Origin of the sequence: Flavobacterium sp. LB2P53 (assembly GCF_003970305.1) — a bacterium.
Taxonomy (GTDB): domain Bacteria; phylum Bacteroidota; class Bacteroidia; order Flavobacteriales; family Flavobacteriaceae; genus Flavobacterium.
This window is the reverse complement of record NZ_RYDG01000004.1, coordinates 212,032-233,356: the sequence shown is the minus strand read 5'-3', so window position 1 is coordinate 233,356 and position 21,325 is coordinate 212,032. Positions and strand designations below refer to the sequence as shown.

Below are 21,325 nucleotides of genomic sequence, written 5' to 3'. Positions count from 1 at the left end.
TTTTTTTTCTCTTTAATTAAGGCGCAAATTTAAGCATTTGATTTTGAAGTTTAAATAGTATTATAAATAAAAAGAGGCTATCTTCTTCAGATAGCCTCTTTTATTATACGATCAATTAACTTTAGATTAATCGTTGTCGTCTAAATCTGTTTCATTTTCTAGTAAATTTTTTATGAAGTCGCCAATATCGTTGTGACTATCTTCATTACCAGTACTAATTTCGATAACTCCGTCTCCATCGGTATCTAATAATAGGCCTTGGTCTGCCAAAGTTGTTAATTTATTCATTAAAGCATCAAGATGTATTTTAATGTTTAAAGACAAATCATTACTGTTGATAGTGAAATCTTTGTTTTGGTCTTCAAAATCCAATTCAAGTTCGGCATCCTCATCGCTCCAGATAATAAATGGTTTCCCATTTATGGTTCCTTTAATCAAATAAGTCTTACCATTCATTTCATCAAGTAAAGTAGATTTTTCGAATTTAAATTCGATTTCCTCATATCTCGCATTCGGAACATTTACAGAAGTAATAAATGGACTTAACGTTAGGTTTGGATCAAGCAAGTCTAATAAAAAAGGCCCATTAAGTTTAACGTCATCATATTTAGGATCCATACTGTACATCGCATCTTCCATGTCGGTTTCAAATTCGATATTCCCAATATTAATTTTAAAATCAGTAAAAACTACTGTAGAGGCAGCAGTACGAGCATTTAGAGAAGTCTTAGCTGTTGTAGACACCGCGGAGGCTTTCAAGGTTACATTCCCTCCTGAAGCGGGATCATTTGTACAAGAACTTATTACAAGTGCAAGTAAAGCTAAGATTGAAATTTTTTTCATAATCGTATTTTTAAATTATTAAGTAATTATTAACGCAAAAAATATGCCATTATTACATTCTTTCTGGCACACTAATACCCAATAGTTTAAAGGAAGCCGCTATAGTATCTGCTACTTTTTTAGATAATTGAACTCGGAAAATTTTCTTTTCAAAATCTTCTTCGCCAAGAATAGGAACCGCCTGATAGAATGAGTTGTATTCCCGAACTATATCATAGGTGAAATTTGCAAGCAAAGCCGGACTGTGATGCTGTGCTGCATTTTGTATCACTTCAGGAAACAACGCTAACTGTTTCACCAATTCTTTCTCTTTTTCATGAAGTATTGCAACTTTTGATTTATTCGAAAAGTCAAAATTCGCTTTACGAATAATAGATTGAATTCTGGCATACGTATATTGAATAAACGGACCGGTATTTCCGGCAAAATCTACCGATTCTTCGGGATTAAATAGGATTCGCTTTTTAGGATCTACTTTCAAAATATAATATTTCAAAGCACCCAAACCAATAGTTTTATATAGCTCACTTTTCTCTTCCGCAGAATAGGTGTCTAATTTCCCTAAATCTTCTGCTATTTTTTGCGCTGTATCTATCATTTCCTGCATTAAATCATCGGCATCAACAACCGTTCCTTCACGGCTTTTCATCTTTCCAGAAGGCAAATCTACCATTCCGTATGATAAATGAAATTGGTTTTTAGACCAATCAAAACCTAATTTTTTCAAGATAAGAAACAACACTTTAAAGTGATAATCCTGCTCATTTCCTACGGTATAAACCATTCCGCCTACATCTGGATAATCTTTCACACGCTGGATTGCCGTACCAATATCTTGCGTCATATAAACTGCAGTACCGTCAGAACGCAATACAATTTTACGGTCTAAACCTTCGTCCGTTAAATCAATCCACACGGAACCATCCGGATCTTTTTCGAAAACGCCTCTGTCTAAACCAATCTGAACAACATCTTTTCCTAATAAATAGGTATTACTTTCGTAATAATATTTATCGAAATCGACTCCAAGGTTTTTATACGAAATAGCAAAACCGTCATAAACCCATTGGTTCATAGTTTTCCAAAGCGTGATTACCTGTTCATCTCCTGCTTCCCATTTTAGTAACATTTCTTGCGCTTCCAAAATAATTGGTGCTTGTTTCTTTGCTTCTTCTTCTGTTTTACCTGCGCTTATTAATTGCGCTATTTCTTCTTTGTACTTTTTATCAAAAGCAACATAATAATTACCAACTAATTTATCTCCTTTTAATCCTGTTGATTCTGGAGTTTCTCCGTTTCCGAATTTTTGCCAAGCCAACATCGATTTACAAATATGGATTCCTCTATCATTAATGATTTGAGTTTTGTACACTTTTTTACCAGAAGCTTTAATAATCTCTGCCACCGAATATCCTAAAAGATTGTTGCGTACGTGACCTAAATGCAATGGTTTATTGGTGTTTGGTGAAGAATATTCCACCATTACGGCTTTGTCTTCAGTCCCGACGCTTCGGGATGGAGTAACGAAACCAAAGCGTAAATCGTCTTTTATTTCATTAAAGAAATCCAAATAATAGTCATCAGAAATAACAATATTTAAAAATCCTGAAACAACATTAAATCGACTCACTTCTACCATGTTTTCGACCAAATAAGTTCCTATTTTATTCCCTAGCTCTACAGGATTACTTTTGACTACTTTCAATAATGGGAAAATAACCACAGTGATATCTCCTTCAAATTCTTTGCGTGTAGTTTGAAATTCTACTTTGTCAATAGCAATGCCAAATATGGCTTGAACCGCTTTTTCGATCGAAGGCGTAAGAATTTGTGATAATGTCATTTTATGTGTTTATTTTAAGGTTACAAATATAGTATTTAATTAGAAAAATCATTTAGAAAATCGATATGGAAACTCATAATAGCATTACTAAAGATTCTATTCTTCAGAGAAGAATTTTTAGTAAATTATAGGATTAAAATTACAAATATGTTTAAAAATACTATTGCATCGTATTAATTTACTTTTTATCGGTTTTTTGTATATTTGAAATATGCAATTAATTAATAATATGAAAAAAATTCAACTCCTGTTTTTATTATTATTTAATGCCGTTTGTTTTTCACAATCGGTAACAATCAATACATCTACTTACACGGCGGATCAATTGATTAATGATATCTTAATCAATTCACCTTGTGTATCCGGAACCAATGTCACTTATAAATCCGGTTCGTTTTATGGCTCAACAAATGGTATTGGTTACTTTGAAAACAGCAATGCAAATTTCCCGTTCGCAAATGGTGTCGTTTTGAGTACCGGAGATGTTAATAAAATTATCAGTCCCAATACTACTATTTTAAGTGATGGTAATTCAGCTTGGCTGGGCGATACTGATTTGGAAAGAAATTTACTTTCTCAATCAGGAATAACTATTAATTCTATAAATGCGAGTTACATTGAATTTGATTTTCAACCAAAAACACCTAATTTTAATTTCTCCTTTGTTTTTGCTTCAGAAGAGTACGGAACCTCCCAATGTAACTTCTCTGATGCATTTGCATTTCTTTTAAAAGATGTAACGGCTGGAAGTTCAAATATAAATTTAGCCGTAATTCCAAATACAACTGTTCCGGTTTCTGTGGAGACAATAAGAGATGATGCCTATAATCAGAATTGTCCTTCTGCCAATCCTAACTATTTTGGAGCTTTTAACGGCAGTGGATTTGGTCCTGCAATAAATTTTAATGGACAAACTGTTTCAATGTTAGCTTCAGCGACCGGTTTAGATATCAACCATATTTATCGCATCAAATTAGTTATTGCCGATGGAGGAAATAATACAGGTTATGATTCTGCCATTTTTTTAGAAGCAAATAGCTTTAACATCGGACAAGATGTATTAGGACTTGATTACACAGTGGCGAACAATACTGCTATTTGTCCTGGAAATACTTTACCAACATTATCTGCAATGGGTTTAAGTCCCGGAACCACTTTTGTATGGAAAAAACAAGGAATAGCATTTTCTCCGGCACAAACAGGAGAAACATTAGACCTCAACACAATTACTCCACTGGTTAGTTCCGGAATTCATACCTACAGTGTCACGTATAAAGAACCTGAATGCATCGCGGTTACCGATGAAATCATTATAGAAATTTATCCTAAGATTGGTGTATTAAATACCGTTCCTAACATTTACGCCTGTGATACCGGAGCTTCATCCTCTGATTTTGATTTAAATAAAAACAGCATAATCATTCTAGCCGGCGTTAACCAATCGTCCGGAACAGCTGGTGTTTTAGATGATTTGCCCGCAGACACTATTATTTCCTATCACCTAACTAATGGAGATGCCATTGGGAATACTGGCGCAGTACCAATCCTTCAGACGATTGCGAGTATTGAAAGTGGCAAGCAAATTTTTGTCAGAATTGAAAACCCAAATACATTATGCTATGAAATCAGGTCTTTCCAATTGCTTATTGTTCCGCCACCACAAATTGCAAATACCCCGGCAGCTGCAACATTATGCTCCAGAAATTTATCTGAAAGCCCTTTAAAAGCTAATTTCAATTTGACGTCACAAATTGCATCGATCATAGGTTCTCAAAATACCTCGGACAAGATACTTACTTTTCACTCCTCATTAGTAGGAGCTAATAACAATGCAAACATCATAACTCTAAATTCGAGCAACCAATTGTTATCGCCAAGTGCAACGTTGTGGGTGCGTTTACAAAATATTACAAATCCTAATTGTTATGTTGTTACTAGTTTTCAATTATTAGTATCTCCATTACCTAAAGTCGATGTATTAAACGATGTGTTTGTTTGTACGTCTTATACCTTACCTGTATTGCTAAATGCCGGAGCACAATATTGGACTGGAACTAGTGGAACTGGAACACAACTTTTTGCCGGAAACGTGATATCTACAACGACAACTAATTTATATGTTTTCAATCAATCCGGAGTGTGTACCAACCAAGATTCTTTTAATATTACTATTGCAAATTTAAGTACTATCACACCCGCTTCTGAAACCTATTGTACAAAATATAAGCTTCCGCTTTTGCCCTATGGTAAATATTTCACTCAAAGCGGAGGCAGTAGCGCCCCAGGAAACACACAATTAGCTGCTGGATCCACAATAAATACTCCGGGAATAAACAGGATATATGTATGGTTTGAGGATACTACGGTTACCCCGTCTTGTACACAAGAAAACCCTTTTGACATCACAATAATACCCTTTACTGCATTGCCGAATTATGTAAATCAATTTGCATGTACATCCTATATCCTGCCGGCGGATCTCAATGGCGGCGTCTACTATACAGGCAGTAGCAAGAGCGGATCTCTTTTGTCTGCAGGAACAGTAATAAATACAACTACTCAAATCTACGTCTATAAAGAAACAGCTACGTCTCCAAAAAATTGTGCTGATGAAAAAACATTTAAAGTTTTTATTAATCTATTAAGCATAACGCCTCCAACAGATGTAAATTCCTGTTCTGCCTACAAACTGCCTGCATTAACAGTAGGAGAATATCGAACTGCTCCTGCGGGTGGCGGAACAGTTATTCCTGCCGGAACATTCATTAATGCCACTACAACACTTTGGTTTTATGTCACAGGTCAAACGTGTACCGATAATTTACGTTTTACCATTACGGTAAATATTACTCCTTTACCAGTATTAGCAGATACAGATCCGCATTGCGACGTCTATTATTTACCTGCAGTAGCACATTCAGGAAATTATTTCACGGGAACTTTAGGAACCGGTGCGCTTCGGCCAGTGGGCTATCCTGTAACGACAACGCAAATCATGTATTTTTATGACAAAGCTACTTCCGGACCCTGTTATGTGCAAGAAGAGTTCTTAATTACCATTAATAAATCGCCTGCAATTGATGCAAAACCGGTTGAAGTTATTCGATGTGGCCAAAATTATATTTTAGATAATTTGATAAACGGAGAATATTACGAATTTGCAGGCGGACCATCGCCCACAAATCCTGTTTTACCTCCCGGTACCATTTTGAAAACCTCAAAAACAATCTATGTTTATGCTCCTGCTACCGTCACTAACAGCTGTGTATCGGAATACAGCATATATGTTTTAGTCACTTTTGTAAATGACATAGCAGATCAATATGCCTGCAATAGTTTTAATTTACCAACCATAGTAGGGATTGGAAGTTATTACACCGCTTCAAATGGTCCCTATGGAACTGGAGTGCAATTACTGCCTCCTTATTCCCCAATAACTACCACAGCAACGCTTTTTGTATATGTAGAAAACAACAATAGAGTTACCTGCATTGATGAAGACCCTTTTATTGTCACCATTTATAACACTCCAATTATAACACCTATTACTCCTGTCACCAGATGTGAATCTTTTGAACTTCCTTCGTATACAGCTCCTGTAACACGATATTTCACTAATCCAGGTGGTCCAGGAAGCAACAACACTGAAAAATTCCCAGGGGATTTCATCACTGTTTCAACCACTATTTATGGCTATGCCCAATCAGGAACATCAGGAACAGTGATTTGTCCTGCCGAAAAACCGATGGTAATTACTATCACCAAAAAACCAAAACCAGTCCTTATCGTTCCTACCATTTGTATCGATATTGATACCGGAATCACTACCGATGCCTTGATTGAAAGTGGATTTACTGCACCACAATATTCCTTTGAATGGAAAAGTGAAGATGGAACTTTAGTAGGTACAGCTGAGAATTTGTCAACAAATGAACCTGGAAACTATACGCTCACTGTTACGAACTTATCCATTTTTGGCTGTACTGCTGACAGCGTCCCTTTTACGGTTATTGAATCTTCAAAACCAGCCTCTGTAACTTATACAACCAGTGGGTGGTTCACGGACAACCAAACCATAACTGTTATTGCCATCCCATTTGTAGGTGATGGAAGCAATTTCTTATATTCATTAGATGGAGGTTCCCCTCAAGAGCGTAATGTATTCACCAATGTGAGTTCCGGAATTCATGAAATAACGGTCAGCGATGCCAATTGCGGAACTTTCACCATTCCAGTAACAGTGAAACTTATCAACAGTCCTAAATTCTTCACTCCAAACGGAGATGGATTTAACGATACCTGGAACATCACCGGAATACCAAATCAAGAAAATTTAAAATTATATATTTTCGATCGTTATGGAAAACTATTGAAAGAACTATTGCCTAACGGTTCCGGTTGGGATGGAACTTTCAATGGATATGCACTCCCAGCGGATGATTACTGGTTTTCAATTTCCTATACTGAGGACTCTGTTTTAAAAGAATATAAATCCCATTTTTCTTTGAAACGATAAAAACTTCTCTATTATTTTATAAGGTTTTTATTAATATAAAACCTTTTTTTTGTTATTTAAATAAAAAAAGCAAAATGCTTGTAACAAACTAGCCTTTCCTTAGTCTACTCTAAATCAAAAGAAACTCATTTTAATAGTTTGTTACAAAAAGAAAAACCCGGAGTATGCCAACTCTGGGTTTTTTGATTTATAAAGTTTTACAGGGATTCTAAATTTGCTTTTAGGGCTTGGATCTCCAACTGATTTGCTAGTTCCCCTGCATCAATAATTGCGGAAGAATGATAGAAAATAGCTTTTGTTTTTTGTTTTAATGCGGTAATATTAACAGAACGCAAACCGCCGCCCGGCATAATTATAATTCGGTCAGTTGCTTTTCTAACTAAGGCTGCCAAAACATCGATACCGTCAACTACATTTGTTTCTTGTCCAGAGGTCAAAATGGTTTTAAAACCACATCCGATTAGCGATTCAAGTGCTTGAAATTTATTTTCTACTCCATCAAAAGCACGATGAAACGTACAAGGCAATGGGTTTGCCAAAGCAACTAAATCCTTATTTTGTTGTTCACTGATACTACCGTCTTCTTTTAAAATTCCAAAAACAAAACCATCAACCTGAAGTTTTTTGAATGCCAAGATTTCTGATTTCATTTGTGCCACTTCAGAATCAGAATAAACGAAATTCCCACCACGAGGCCGAATCATAACATTCAAGTCGATGGTGATTTTATCGCGAACAATTTTAGTAAGTTCTAAATCTGGCGTTGTTCCGCCCGCTGTTCTATTGACACACAATTCAACCCTGTCAGCACCACTATTTTCAGCAATTATAGCCGATTCTAAATTAAAACAGGCAATTTCCAGTTGTGCTTTTTTCATTTATTTCAAAAAATAATCGGCATCAATTAATCGGTTTCCAGATGTATCATGGACAGCATAGTTGAAACCGCCCTGAATGCAATACGAGCCATATTCTCCTTTTTTATTTAAGGCAATGAAACCAACTTGGATATCTTTTACATTTTTATTTCTTTTACGGGTCAAATTTACGATTCGGGCAACCGCTTCCTCACACGCTTTTTGTGGTGATTTTCCTTGGCGCATCAGCTCAACCACTAAGTGACAACCAGAAATCCGAATCACTTCTTCTCCATGTCCTGTGGCCGTGGCCGCACCAATTTCATTGTCTACATACAATCCAGCGCCAATAATCGGGGAATCACCCAAACGTCCGTGCATTTTAAAAGCCATTCCGCTAGTGGTGCATGCGCCAGAAAGATTACCGTCAGCATCCAATGCAATCATCCCAATGGTATCATGATTTTCAATATTGGCAATGGGTTTGTATTGGCTGGTTTTCAACCACTCTTTCCATTCTTTTTCAGATTCTTCCAACAATAAATTTTCTTTTACAAAACCTTGCGACAACGCAAACTGCAAAGCACCATCACCTACCAACATGACATGCTGTGTTTTTTCCATCACAGCGCGAGCCACCGCAATGGGATGTTTTATAAACTCCAAACATCCTACTGAGCCTATATTGGCGTTTTCATCCATGATACATGCATCAAGTGTGACGCGACCGTCTCGATCTGGTCTTCCGCCATAGCCTACGCTCCGTTCCGTAGGATCGGCTTCTGGAATTTTTACTCCGGCTTCGACAGCATCTAAAGCTCGTCCGTTATTTTTTAAAATTTCCCAAGCGGCTGCATTCGCTTGGATTCCAAAATTCCATGTCGAAAGCACAATAGGTTTACTTCCTTTTTTAGATGAAAAATCATTTTCTTCCTCTGGTTTCCCTTTGAATGAATGTAAAGCCATAGCTGCGGAAGCGAAAGCAGCTGTTTTTAAAAAATTTCTACGATTAGTCATTTTGATTGTATTACTATTGGTTGCATCAATTTTGAACTATAAATATAACGGTTCCTCTTTAAATAAAAAAAACCTGCACAATAATTTGCGCAGGCTTAGACTATTTATCAAAGAACAATTGGAATCGACATACGATTTATTGTACTACTATTTACCATTTAATAATCGCGCTTCCCCAAGTAAATCCACTTCCAAAAGCGGCTAATACAACCGTATCTCCTGATTTTATTTTGCCTTTTTCCCATGCTTCAGTCAAAGCGATTGGAATAGAAGCGGCGGTAGTATTACCGTATTTCTGAATATTATTATAGACCTGATCATCGGTCAAGTTAAATTTCTTTTGGATAAACTGTGAAATTCTCAAATTTGCCTGATGCGGAATCAACATATTAATATCCGAAACCTGCAAATTATTCGCTTGTAATCCTTCATTAATTACTTCGCTAAAACGAACCACTGCATTTTTAAATACAAATTGTCCGTTCATGTACGGGAAATAACTCTCATCATCCAGATCATTATCTGCCAAGATATCTGTTATCCAACGGCCTCCCATTCCGGGCGCTTTTACAATTAATTCTTCGGCGTGCTGCCCTTCAGAATGCAAGTGTGTGGATAAAATTCCTTTGGTCAAATCCTCTTCTCTGCTCAAAACAGCCGCTCCTGCACCATCTCCAAAAATTACTGAAACCCCTCTTCCGCGCGAGGTCATATCCAATCCGGTAGAATGAACTTCTGATCCAATTACCAATACGTTTTTATACATGCCAGTCTTGATATATTGATCTGCCACTGATAAAGCATAAACAAATCCAGAACATTGATTTCTTACATCTAATGCGCCTACGGTTCTTAACCCTAAATCCCGTTGCACTAAAACGCCTGGACCAGGGAAATAATAATCAGGGCTTAATGTGGCAAAAACCACAAAATCGATGTCTTCCTTAGCAACACCAGAACGCTCAATAGCAATTTTGGCAGCTTTCACTCCCATAGAAGTCGTCGTGTCTTCTCCTTTTATAATATGTCTTCGCTCCTGAATTCCAGTTCTTTCCTGAATCCATTCATCATTAGTGTCTATAATTTTGGACAAATCGTCATTAGTCACTACGTTTTCGGGAACATAATAACCCAATCCTGCTATTTTTGAATGATACATATATTATTGTTATTTTATTAAAATACGAGTACAAATTTAAAACATACTTGAAAATATGAGCACACAAATTACTACTTTTTTAGCAATTTACAACTTTTATGCTTTTTTGCGCAATTTCTTGTTATACTTACAAATACAATCTGTTGAAGTGCTTAAAAATAATACTATTGTGACCTCATCCGGATCTGACTCAAACGTTAAAAAAAAGTTTTTGTTTCCAAATGTAACAAGATTCATTTATTTTAGACCAATTATTGATACTGCCAATGCTAATTTAAAATCATTCAAATTATGAAGTTAAAAATTCCATTTTTTTTATTTCTTGGACTGAGCTTAACCACTTTTGCACAAGAAAACTTAACCTATCAAAAACCATCTCAGTCCATATTGGATTTAGCGGATTATGAAAGAGCACCTTCAGTATCGATGGATACTAAAAAAGAATACATGTTGCTTACGTACAGAAATACGTATAAATCACTGGACGATTTAAACCAAGAAGAACTGCGTTTGGGTGGATTGCGGATTAATCCAATTACAAATATTTCCAGTACTGTTACATACGTGAACAACCTGAAATTACGCAAAATAAAAGACAAAAATGAAGTACAGGTTACAGGTTTGCCAACGAATCCTCGTATCAGTACTATCGGTTGGTCTCCAAATGATACAAAAATCTCATTTTCGCACACCACAGCTTCCGGAGTAGAACTTTGGGTTATCGATGTTGCTTCGGCGAAAGCCACCAAATTAACGGAAGCAACAGTGAATGCTAATATTGGAAGTCCGTTCAGCTGGATGAATGACAACGAAACTATTTTGGTGAAAATGTTACCAAAAAACAGAGCAGCTCTTTTGGATGCCAAAAAAGATTTACCAACCGGTCCGATAATTTCAAACGCCGATGGTGTAAAATCGCAGAACAGAACTTATCCGGATATGTTGAAAAACAAGAATGATGAAATCAATTTTGAGAACATCATGACTTCTGAATTGTACAAAGTAAACCTGAACGGAACAGCAACTTTATTCAAAAATGCAGCTATGTATGCGGGAGAAAGTTTTTCCCCTGACGGCAATTATCTAATGCTGACTACGATTCAAAAACCCTTTTCATACATTGTCCCGTTGAGTCGTTTTCCTTCAAAATCAGTAATCTATGACAAAGCTGGAAACGAAGTAAAAGTAGTCAATGAAGTGCCGCTGACGGAGATTATTCCTAAAGGATTTATGGCCGTTCGAAAAGGAAAAAGAAACATGAGCTGGAGAACCGACAAACCCGCAACATTAACTTATGCTGAAGCTTTAGACGGTGGAGATCCTGCAAACAAAGTGGAATTCAGAGATGAAGTTTTTCTTTGGAACGCACCTTTTAATCTTTCCGCTACTTCATTGGTAAAAACACCACAACGCTACGACCGAATAATTTGGGGAAATGATACCGTGGCTATAATTACAGATGAATGGTATGATACCCGTAATACCAAAACGTATGCAATAAATCCCTCGAATCCAAGTCAGGCTCCAAAAGTAATTTTCGACAGAAATTCACAGGATGTATATTCTGATCCTGGAAATTTTGAAACCAGAAAAAACCAATACAACAGGTATGTTTTGGCTATCGAAAATGACAATGCATATCTTATTGGTAATGGATTTACTAAAAACGGGCAATTCCCGTTTATAAGTGAATTTAATCTGAAAACGTTGCAAGCAAAACGGTTGTATACTTCGACTTACACCGATAAAAAAGAAGACGTTTTGGAGATTGAAGACTTCAAAAAAGGAACGGTTTTAGTCCAAATCCAGTCTAAAAATGAATACCCAAATTATTACCTTAGAAATATTAAACAAAAAAACAAACTAACACCAATTACCGCATTCAAAAATCCTTTTGAAAGTATCAAAAACGTGAGTAAAGAAGTGATTAAATACAAGCGTAAAGATGGTGTTGAATTATCCGGAACGTTATATTTACCTGTTGGTTATGACAAAATCAAAAAAGAGAAAATGCCATTGTTGATTTGGGCTTATCCAGCTGAATATAAAGACAAAAAATCAGCAGGACAAAGCACACAAAACCCGAACGAATTTACATTTCCTAGTTATGGATCGTTCGTATATTGGGTAACCAAAGGCTATGTAGTTCTTGATGACGCAGCTTTCCCCATAATTGGCGAAGGAACAACGGAGCCCAATGATAATTTCATGACGCAATTAGTTGACAATGCTGAAGCGGCCATCAATGCCGTGGATGCTTTAGGATACATCAATAGAAAAAAAGTAGCTGTGGGCGGTCATTCCTATGGTGCTTTTATGACCGCTAATTTACTAACGCATTCTAATCTTTTTGCGTGTGGAATCGCTCGAAGTGGTGCTTACAACAGAACGCTAACACCTTTTGGTTTCCAGACCGAACAACGCAACTACTGGGAAACTCCTGAAGTGTATAACACGATGTCCCCATTTATGAATGCGGATAAAATGAAAACGCCCATGCTTTTGGTACACGGTGAAGCAGATAATAATCCGGGTACTTTCACTTTGCAAACCGAACGTTATTTTCAAGCTTTGAAAGGGTTGGGTGCTCCGGCAAGAATGGTAATTCTGCCAAAAGAAGCACACGGTTATGTAGCCAAAGAAAATATTTTGCATTTGCTTTGGGAACAAGACCAGTTTTTAGAAAAGTATTTAAAGAATTAATTCTAAAAAGGGTTCAGTGATCAGTTATTGAGTGATCAGTAAGTTGTACAAAAAAATTAACATAGCACAAAACCCCAAATTCACTTTGACTTTGGGGTTTTTGTTTATTACTACTTTTATAAAAGTTGAAAACGACTTCTACTTTCGATAGTTATCAGAACTGAAAATCACTGAATACTGAGCACTGTTTACTGAATACTAATCATCAGGATAACATCAAATATACTTCCTGATTTAATGCTAATTCCGAATCATGTTCAAAAAAAATCGCTCTTCTTTCAAAAGCTGCTTTGACTAAATAATGACTTCCTTTAAAATAACATTGTTTTACGACTACTTTCATAATGGCGTTGTCCACCACTTTTAATTGATGCGGATACAATAAAAGCGGCTGATCCGCTTCATCCACAAGTTCAATTAATTGCGACAATTTCAGTTCATTGACCTCTCCAAAAAGAGAAGCTATATATTTATTAGCCGGGTTTTCATACAAGGATTTAGAATCTCCTTTTGCCACTACTTTTCCGTTTTGAACTACAATAGTTTCATCAGAGAAAGACAACGCATCAGTACTGTCATGTGTGGCAATAATACAGGTAATCTCTTTGTCTTTTAAATACCTAAATAAATTGCGACGCAACGAATTTTTCCGAAAAGAATCAATTTGACTGAACGGTTCATCGAGCAAAATAATTTCGGGTTCTAATGCTAAAACTCTTGCCAAGGCTACTCGCTGCTGCTGTCCGCCGCTTAGGAACTTTGCTTTTACTTTTGCGAAAGCAGTCATTTCGACCATTTCTAACAGCTCTTGGACTCGAGCTTGCTTTTGTTCCGGATGCATATTTGACAAGAACTTGCCCACATTTTCTTCAACGGTTATGTACGGCATCAAATCGAAATCTTGTGCTAAATATTTAATATAATCTTCTCCCGGTATCAGATTGTATTTGGGACCCAAAATAGGTTTGTCATTATAAGTAATTGTTCCGTTATCCAAATCATATAATCCGTATATGAGTTTTAGCAACGTACTTTTACCGCAACCGCTTTCGCCAATAATAGCGGCGTTTTCCCCTTTTGCAATGGCAAAACTAACCTCTTCTATTACGGGCTTTTCAATGTAAGTAAAGGATATGTTTTTTATCTCGAGCATCATCTGTAATTAAGACTGCAAATTTACAATGTTTTATTGCAATTTGGACACAAAAAAAGGCTGCTTCTTGACGAAACAGCCTTTGTTTTTTGGTATTTTATACTTAATTTTTTCCTTCGGATTCAGCATCTTTAATCATTTTATCGTTTGCAGTAATCGCAAATTCAACACGACGGTTTTGACTTCTGCCATCAACTGTTTCGTTGGAGGCAATTGGATCTGCAATTCCTAAACCAGTCACTTGAAATCTATTGGAAGAAACCCCTTTGCTAGTTAAATAATTTCTAACTGATGCCGCTCTTTCTCCTGAAAGTTTCAAATTGTAATCCGCTGGACCTGTGCTGTCAGTATATCCGTAAATCGTAATATCAGTATCCGGATATTCTGAAAAAACAGGAACTAATTTATCTAAATTTGCTTTAGCACTGGCCGTCAATGAAGATTTATTAGTATCAAAACGCACTGCATTTTCATTCAAAACCAGTTTAATACCTTCTCCTACACGAACGACTTCAGCTCCAGGAAGTACTGCATCTATTTCTCTTGCTTGTTTGTCCATTTTGTTACCAATAACTCCACCGGCAACTCCACCAACAACTCCACCAAGTACAGCTCCCATTGCTCCATTACCGCCTTTTCCAAGATTGTTTCCAAGAACACCTCCCAGAACGGCTCCGGCAACAGCACCTATTCCAGCTCCTCTTTGGGTTTTATTGGTGTTTTTGATTGCTTCACAACTGGTAAACATTGAACCTATAATCATTATTGTTGCCATTGCAACTATTGAAATCTTTTTCATATCGCTATTTTTATTAATTAATTAACTTTCTGGAACTGATACACGACATCCGTCATTTTTCCTCCTACATCGATTTTATCGATCAATTGAAAAGAAGTTTCCGTTTGGTTTGCAAGGCGTAAAATATAACCGTCTCTCACTTTTCGCGCTTTTTCACCTGCATCAAGTACTTTCAATACAAATTGCTCGTCATTGTTAACAAACCATGTAATTGGTGAACTAAACGAAACACAATTTGCTTTGGTCAAAGCCATATTCCCTTTGTTATTATTCGAAATAAACTTCCACGTACTTCCAATAAAGCATTCGGAATCCGCAAGTTGAAACGTATTCACTTTAATATATTGTGAACCTGGATAGGTTACTGCGCTAATCACCCAGTCTCCTTTCATCATGACCTGAGCTTTTCTATCGGTGTTCGTACTCGTTACCGATGTTGACTTACATGCAAACATTAAAACCGCTAATGTGCATAATAAAATGATTTTTTTCATCGTTTGAAATTTATGTAATTAATGTTTTAACAAAGATACAAAGCAATAAAAACAAAATAGTTTCAAAATTAAATTATTTTATATCATAATTAACGCCTGCGCCAATTTGTCACTTCAACAATAATTGGTATTCTATTTGAAAGGATTTTATCCATAAAAATAAACTTAAAAATTCAAAATATGACAACAGGTAAAATTAATGTTTCGGTAGAAAACATCTTTCCCTTAATCAAGAAATTCTTATACAGCGATCACGAAATTTTCTTGCGTGAATTGATTTCGAACGGGACAGATGCAACTTTAAAACTGAAGCATTTAACCAGCATTGGCGAGGCCAAAGTAGAATACGGAAACCCAATTATCGAGGTAAAAATCGACAAGGAAGGCAAAAAACTGCACATCATCGATCAAGGTCTGGGAATGACAGCTGATGAAGTGGAAAAATACATCAATCAAGTTGCTTTTTCTGGAGCTGAAGAATTTTTGGATAAATACAAAGATTCTGCTAAAGATTCTGGAATTATTGGCCATTTTGGTCTAGGTTTCTATTCTGCTTTTATGGTTGCTGAAAAAGTGGAAATCATCACTAAATCTTTCAAAGACGAGCCAGCTGCGCACTGGACTTGTGATGGTAGCCCGGAATTTACTTTAGAACCTGCTGACAAAACTACTCGTGGAACAGAAATTATCTTGCATATAGCCGAAGATTCTTTGGAATTTTTAGAAGATTCAAAAATCAATCAGTTACTGAACAAATACAATAAGTTCATGCCTATTCCAATTAAATTTGGAACCAAAACAGAGAAAATAGAGCAAAAAAAGGGTGAAGAAGTTGCTGCAGAAGATAAAGACAAAATTTTTACTGAAGTAGAAGTTGACAACATCATCAACAACCCAAACCCGGCTTGGACGAAACAACCAACGGAGTTATCAGATGCTGATTACAAGGATTTCTACAGAGAAGTATATCCAATGCAATTTGAAGAACCGTTATTCCACATTCATTTAAATGTTGATTATCCGTTCAACTTAACCGGTATTTTGTATTTCCCAAAATTAGGTTCGGATTTACAAATTCAGAAAGACAAAATCCAGTTGTACCAAAATCAAGTGTACGTAACGGATAATGTTGAAGGAATTGTACCTGAATTTTTGACTATGTTAAAAGGAGTTATAGACTCACCGGACATTCCGTTGAATGTATCTCGTTCTGGATTGCAAGCAGATGCTGCGGTGAAGAAAATCTCTAATTACATTACGCGTAAAGTTGCCGATAAATTAAAATCGTTGTTCACTGAAAACCGCGCGGATTTTGAACAAAAATGGAACGATATCAAAATTGTTTTAGAATACGGAATGCTTTCCGAAGATAAATTCTACGAAAAAGCTGGAGCGTTTGTCTTGTATCCAACAGTGGATGGCAAATATTACACATTAGAAGAATTAAAAGAAAACCTTGCTGCAAATCAAACGGATAAAGACGGGAAATTAGTGGTTTTATATGCTGGAAATAAAGAAGCACAACACTCTTATATCGAAATTGCAAAAGACAAAGGATATGAAGTTTTATTGTTGGATTCTCCAATTATCTCGCATTTAATTCAAAAAATTGAAGGCGACAACAGCAACATGACTTTTGTACGTGTGGATTCGGATCATATTGATAATATAATCAAGAAAGAGGAAACTACTATTTCTAAATTATCGGAGGAAGAGCAAACCAACCTAAAAACCGTTTTAGAAGCCATTGTTCCTAAACAAAATTATTCGGTTCAACTGGAAGCTTTAGATAGCAATGCTTCGCCATTTATCATCACGCAACCGGAATTCATGCGTAGAATGAAAGAAATGAGTCAGTCTGGCGGCGGTGGAATGTTCGGAATGGGAAATATGCCCGAAATGTACAATTTGGTTGTAAATACTAATTCTGAGTTGGCAACAAGCATTCTAAACAACAAAGACAAAGACGCTCAGGAAAGTTTGGTCAAACAAGCGCTTGACTTAGCTAAATTATCACAAAACCTACTGAAAGGAGAAGCATTAACCGCTTTCGTGAAAAGAAGTTTTGAGCTGATCAAATAAGCAGCGAACCCATTTTATCAACTAAAATTATGTGAATCGCTGATTCCGAACGTGCTTCGGAATATCCAACATACTAAAGCTGTCCAATCTTGGGCAGCTTTTTTTTTGGAGCAGAACGATTGTTTTCCAGAATCACTTTCGTCCCGCTATACGCTGCAATCTTTGCCTTTGGCTCCCGCCAAAGCAAAGGATTTTCACTTCTATCGGGGCTATTTACAACATTTTAAGGTTATAATTTCGTTCAGAAAAAGGACTAACCAATTGATGATTTGTAAAGGATTATTTATATATTTGAAATAAAGTAAAGTCTGTAGTTTATCATACCTCAATACCCAAAATTGGCTGACTTTGCATCATTCTATCATAAACATAAGCAAGTTGTAAAACATTTAAACAAACATTAAACATATGAGAATATTTATTTCTGCCATTTCATTTTTTCTATTATTTCAAACATATGCCCAAAATCAAAAAGCTGTAAACTGGATTAATGAAAATGCAATTAAACTTGAAGATGCAAATCCAGATACCAACCTAAGTATATTTAACAACAATATCCCTCAAAAGTTCGCTGATGCAAAAATATTCGGATTTGGAGAAAGTACTCATCAAGGAAAAGAATTTTTTGATATAAAGGCTAAATTCTTCAAATATCTGGTTGAAAACCAAGGCATCAAAGTGTTTATTATTGAGGATTCATACACTTCAGAAGCTGGAATAAATGAATGGATTAGTGGTGGAAAAGGAAATGCAGAAACTATTGCCAACAATTTTAGCATCGGATTTTGGTGTTGCAAAGAAGTGGTCAATCTTTTGGAATGGATGAGAAATTATAACCTTAATAAAACTAAGGACGAGCAAATTCGCTTTTATGGTATGGACATTCAAGTTGTAAAAAAAATCAATCATGAAATACGAAATTTAGTACAAAAATATAATATTCCTTTAAGTGAAGAACTTCTTTTAGTAGTTGACAATTGTGTAGAAAAAGAAGTGAAATACTCTGGAAAAACTGATTGGGCAGACATTCAAATTCCTAAGCTAAATAAAATTGAGAGTATTTTATTTGATTTTAGAAAAGGTATTAAAAACGAAAATATTGATGAGTTCAATTCAGCAATAAGAGCATTGAATTATTTATCAAAATATACTTACTATGTACAAAATCATCATAGCCAAGATAGAGATTTGCTAATGTTTGAAAATGCGAAATGGATAGTAGAAAATAAATCAAAAAATGGAAAAGCTTTTATTTGGGCTCATAACGAACATATCAATAATAAGAAAGCTGGAAATTATAGCGTACGAAACATTTATAATTTAGGCAGACATTTGAAAGAATATTATAAAAACGATTATTATAGTGTTGGTTTTGACTTTGGTACAGGTACATTAGCCGGTTATTTTTCCAATAAGGACGAAAAACCCAGCTGGAAAAAATTTGAATTAAGTGAACCATTTGCCAAAACTTATGCCGAAACACTTATTGAAGCAAAGGACGATATTTACTTTATTGATATGTCTAAAGCTTTGGATGGTAATTCCTCCAATTTCTTTAAAGGGAAAAATAAACAACTAGTTGCAGGTGGTGGAGGTTTCAATTTCAAAAATAATCATCTTTATCAAAAAAAGTTTTCAGAAATGTACGATGGATTAATCTTTGTAAAAAATATTACACTTCCAACTAATATTTTGATTACGAAATAAACGTTTTACAATAGGCATTACAACGGCTTTTGGGCAATTAACTTATACTATTGTTGGTTCTGTATTTAGGATGATGTGGCAAACCCGATCGCGCCGATATATCCCGCTATGCGCTACAATCTTTGCTTTTGGCTCCCGCCAAAGCAAAGGATTTTCACTTCTATCGCGGCTATTTAGAGCGTTTTAAGGTTAAAACTTCGTTTAGCAGCAGGAGAAAAGAAATACTATTTTGTAAAGAATTATTTATATATTTGTGTATAACCCTCAATTTAATAGTGACAATCTACCCAATTTTGGGTAAATACTGGCTATAGAGTAGCAAGTATATACAAGTTGGTAGTAAGCAACATGTAGAACGTAAATTAGAGAAGTAACAAATACTAAAATAAAACGTCTAATATTAAAAATAAATTATGAAACCAAAAAATATTTGCTTAGTCGGATTATCTTTTTTTGTAATAAGTTATATTATGTTTTCTCAAGGTTCAATACTAGAATACTTTAAAAAACCTATAGATTTTGCACATTGGTTTAACTTAATTGGTGTAATATTGCTGATTTCATTTAACAAAGTTTTTCCAAAGAATAGACTTAATACGGTAGCGTCTTTTTTAACAATTTTAGGGGTTATTGCTCACATAGGTCTTTGTACAATTGACTTCATAATGTGGAGTTTTGGAAATAACGAAATTGCTAAAACTGAATTAAGTAATCATATAAGTAATACTCCATCAATTTTATATCCTTTTGTTATTATTGGCCCGTCATTGCTCTTTGTGGGATTGTCTGTTCACGCATTAAATTTTATCAAAACTCACACTATAAGTTCGTTAATGGTAATTATTGGAGCTCCATTAGTCGGTATTTCATTTTTCGTATTAAAAAATGGGAATTTAATGCTTTTAAGCTGTGCTATTTTTGCTTTAGGCTTAGTATTGCTTCTAAATGCAAATGAAAACAGAAAAATATTAATCAAATAAAACAGCAACAGCGCGGATTTGCAATCCGTGCGCACATAGAATATCTACAAAGGGAATTTGCAATTTCAAAATTTCAAAAAAAGTATCCTGTAACATATTTAATTGATTAATTGGAATAGGCACGGATTGCAAATCCGCGCTAACGGATTTTCATATTTTGTTTAAGAGAAGTATAAATAAAAACTAATTTTTTATCCTGAAAATGAATTCATGAGACGTACAGGAATAAATAATTAACGCTGCATTTTATATTGGGGTAAAATTGTACAAAAATTAAAAAGTAGTTCAAGTATTTTATAGTACAATATTTCATAAAATTAAATGGGAATGAACACGATTTTTTGAATACATTTGATTTATGAAAAGGGATAAAGGTAGTCCACAATAAAGTTAAAATCAATCAAATCGTAAAAAAAATGAGAAAAATCATATTATCAATAGTGCTCTTATTTTGTAGTCATTTATCAATTGCTCAAGAGAAAGAAATTAAAGCAGTTTTAGAAAAACAACGTTTAGATTGGAATAATGGGGATATGATTGGGTATATGCAAGGTTATTTAAAATCCGATTCTTTACTATTTGTTGGAAAAACAGGACCATTTTACGGCTGGCAAAAAAACTTAGAGATCTATCAACAAGTTTATCCTGACAAAGCTTCAATGGGTATTCTAACTTTTGATATCAAACAAATAAAAATGATTGATCGCGAACATGCCTTTGTTTTAGGTGCTTGGAATTTGCAAATGGAAAAAGGAGAACAAAAAGGATTTTTTACTTTAATAGTAGAAAAATTTAAAGAAGGTTGGAAAATCGTAGTTGACCATTCTAGTTAGTTTTTTTTTAGTGAAAGGTTGTGACGAAATATTTATATGAAATGAGTTTTCTAAATTGCATTCCAAATTACATCATCAGGAGTTGGTGCCAAGATTTCCATATTTTCTTTGGTAACAGGATGGGTAAAGACTAGTTTTCGAGCATGTAAATGAATGCCTCCATCTGAATTACTTCGATCAAAACCATATTTTAAATCGCCTTTTATGGGTGAGCCAATAGCCGAAAGCTGTGCGCGAATTTGATGGTGTCTGCCCGATCGCGCCGACATACCACAATCGTTAGCGCAGTTTTGCAAAGTGTGCCCACAATAGTGAGCAAACAATACAAATAACACAAAA

The 21,325-nt window shown here is 35.3% G+C and carries 14 protein-coding genes and 1 pseudogene; 6 read left to right on the top strand and 9 right to left on the bottom strand.

The genetic code is table 11. From position 1 onward, the window contains the following. Positions 1-126: 126 nt before the first annotated feature. Both EKL95_RS07240 and argS read right to left on the bottom strand, forming a co-directional pair. Entirely contained in the window at positions 127-843 is a 717-nt protein-coding gene (locus EKL95_RS07240) for a hypothetical protein (RefSeq protein ID WP_233584089.1), read from the bottom strand. Between the two features lie 52 nt (positions 844-895). After that, on the bottom strand, positions 896-2,686 hold the full coding sequence (argS, locus tag EKL95_RS07235; protein ID WP_126555075.1) for an arginine--tRNA ligase: 1,791 nt from the start codon (positions 2,684-2,686) through the stop codon (positions 896-898). 229 nt (positions 2,687-2,915) lie between these two features. On the opposite strand from argS, the gene EKL95_RS07230 reads away from it, so the two are divergent. Then, the gene (locus EKL95_RS07230) at positions 2,916-7,202 is read left to right on the top strand and encodes a T9SS type B sorting domain-containing protein (RefSeq protein WP_158614848.1); all 4,287 of its coding nucleotides are present in this window, start codon (positions 2,916-2,918) and stop codon (positions 7,200-7,202) included. 197 nt (positions 7,203-7,399) lie between these two features. Here the strand turns inward: EKL95_RS07230 and EKL95_RS07225 are convergent, their stop codons facing one another. From EKL95_RS07225 to EKL95_RS07215, 3 genes are all read right to left on the bottom strand, one after another. Beyond that, positions 7,400-8,080 (bottom strand): copper homeostasis protein CutC, encoded by a 681-nt coding sequence (locus EKL95_RS07225; RefSeq protein ID WP_126461553.1) that lies wholly within the window; start codon positions 8,078-8,080, stop codon positions 7,400-7,402. Continuing rightward, positions 8,081-9,076, bottom strand: coding sequence for an isoaspartyl peptidase/L-asparaginase family protein (locus EKL95_RS07220; protein WP_126461556.1), 996 nt, complete (start codon positions 9,074-9,076; stop codon positions 8,081-8,083). Between the two features lie 151 nt (positions 9,077-9,227). Then, a complete protein-coding gene (locus tag EKL95_RS07215) occupies positions 9,228-10,235 on the bottom strand; it encodes a 3-oxoacyl-ACP synthase III family protein (protein ID WP_126563848.1) in 1,008 nt (335 codons plus the stop codon). 291 nt (positions 10,236-10,526) lie between these two features. Between EKL95_RS07215 and EKL95_RS07210 the strand changes: the two genes are divergently transcribed. Then, the gene (locus EKL95_RS07210; protein WP_126563847.1) at positions 10,527-12,938 is read left to right on the top strand and encodes a prolyl oligopeptidase family serine peptidase; all 2,412 of its coding nucleotides are present in this window, start codon (positions 10,527-10,529) and stop codon (positions 12,936-12,938) included. A gap of 205 nt (positions 12,939-13,143) precedes the next feature. Here EKL95_RS07210 and EKL95_RS07205 read toward each other — a convergent pair whose 3' ends face one another. The 3 genes from EKL95_RS07205 to EKL95_RS07195 form a co-directional block, all read right to left on the bottom strand. Next, a complete protein-coding gene (locus EKL95_RS07205; RefSeq protein ID WP_126516102.1) occupies positions 13,144-14,091 on the bottom strand; it encodes an ABC transporter ATP-binding protein in 948 nt (315 codons plus the stop codon). A gap of 103 nt (positions 14,092-14,194) precedes the next feature. Beyond that, entirely contained in the window at positions 14,195-14,890 is a 696-nt protein-coding gene (locus tag EKL95_RS07200; protein ID WP_126563846.1) for an OmpA family protein, read from the bottom strand. A gap of 17 nt (positions 14,891-14,907) precedes the next feature. Next, on the bottom strand, positions 14,908-15,384 hold the full coding sequence (locus tag EKL95_RS07195; RefSeq protein ID WP_126461565.1) for a lipocalin family protein: 477 nt from the start codon (positions 15,382-15,384) through the stop codon (positions 14,908-14,910). A 180-nt stretch (positions 15,385-15,564) separates the two neighbouring features. Here EKL95_RS07195 and htpG point away from each other — a divergent pair, with 180 nt between their 5' ends. From htpG to EKL95_RS07175, 4 genes are all read left to right on the top strand, one after another. Beyond that, a complete protein-coding gene (htpG, locus tag EKL95_RS07190; RefSeq protein WP_126563845.1) occupies positions 15,565-17,466 on the top strand; it encodes a molecular chaperone HtpG in 1,902 nt (633 codons plus the stop codon). A 408-nt stretch (positions 17,467-17,874) separates the two neighbouring features. Further along, positions 17,875-19,173 (top strand): erythromycin esterase family protein, encoded by a 1,299-nt coding sequence (locus tag EKL95_RS07185; protein ID WP_126563844.1) that lies wholly within the window; start codon positions 17,875-17,877, stop codon positions 19,171-19,173. Positions 19,174-19,586: 413 nt separating this feature from the next. Further along, positions 19,587-20,153 (top strand): hypothetical protein, encoded by a 567-nt coding sequence (locus EKL95_RS07180; protein ID WP_126563843.1) that lies wholly within the window; start codon positions 19,587-19,589, stop codon positions 20,151-20,153. A 416-nt stretch (positions 20,154-20,569) separates the two neighbouring features. Then, a complete protein-coding gene (locus EKL95_RS07175; protein WP_126563842.1) occupies positions 20,570-20,986 on the top strand; it encodes a YybH family protein in 417 nt (138 codons plus the stop codon). Positions 20,987-21,036: 50 nt separating this feature from the next. On the opposite strand, the pseudogene EKL95_RS07170 reads toward EKL95_RS07175, so the two are convergent. Continuing rightward, positions 21,037-21,243, bottom strand: a pseudogene (locus tag EKL95_RS07170) (RNA pseudouridine synthase); the annotation flags it as partial. Positions 21,244-21,325: the final 82 nt, after the last annotated feature.

Bases quoted from the DNA above. Each gene is read 5' to 3' on its own strand.
- argS (WP_126555075.1), bottom strand. From the start codon at position 2,686: ATGACATTATCACAAATTCTTACGCCTTCGATCGAAAAAGCGGTTCAA.
- EKL95_RS07175 (WP_126563842.1), top strand. From the start codon at position 20,570: ATGAGAAAAATCATATTATCAATAGTGCTCTTATTTTGTAGTCATTTA.
- EKL95_RS07210 (WP_126563847.1), top strand. From the start codon at position 10,527: ATGAAGTTAAAAATTCCATTTTTTTTATTTCTTGGACTGAGCTTAACC.
- EKL95_RS07230 (WP_158614848.1), top strand. From the start codon at position 2,916: ATGAAAAAAATTCAACTCCTGTTTTTATTATTATTTAATGCCGTTTGT.
- EKL95_RS07205 (WP_126516102.1), bottom strand. From the start codon at position 14,091: ATGCTCGAGATAAAAAACATATCCTTTACTTACATTGAAAAGCCCGTA.
- EKL95_RS07180 (WP_126563843.1), top strand. From the start codon at position 19,587: ATGAAACCAAAAAATATTTGCTTAGTCGGATTATCTTTTTTTGTAATA.
- EKL95_RS07220 (WP_126461556.1), bottom strand. From the start codon at position 9,076: ATGACTAATCGTAGAAATTTTTTAAAAACAGCTGCTTTCGCTTCCGCA.
- EKL95_RS07240 (WP_233584089.1), bottom strand. From the start codon at position 843: ATGAAAAAAATTTCAATCTTAGCTTTACTTGCACTTGTAATAAGTTCT.
- EKL95_RS07200 (WP_126563846.1), bottom strand. From the start codon at position 14,890: ATGAAAAAGATTTCAATAGTTGCAATGGCAACAATAATGATTATAGGT.
- htpG (WP_126563845.1), top strand. From the start codon at position 15,565: ATGACAACAGGTAAAATTAATGTTTCGGTAGAAAACATCTTTCCCTTA.
- EKL95_RS07215 (WP_126563848.1), bottom strand. From the start codon at position 10,235: ATGTATCATTCAAAAATAGCAGGATTGGGTTATTATGTTCCCGAAAAC.
- EKL95_RS07195 (WP_126461565.1), bottom strand. From the start codon at position 15,384: ATGAAAAAAATCATTTTATTATGCACATTAGCGGTTTTAATGTTTGCA.
- EKL95_RS07185 (WP_126563844.1), top strand. From the start codon at position 17,875: ATGAGAATATTTATTTCTGCCATTTCATTTTTTCTATTATTTCAAACA.
- EKL95_RS07225 (WP_126461553.1), bottom strand. From the start codon at position 8,080: ATGAAAAAAGCACAACTGGAAATTGCCTGTTTTAATTTAGAATCGGCT.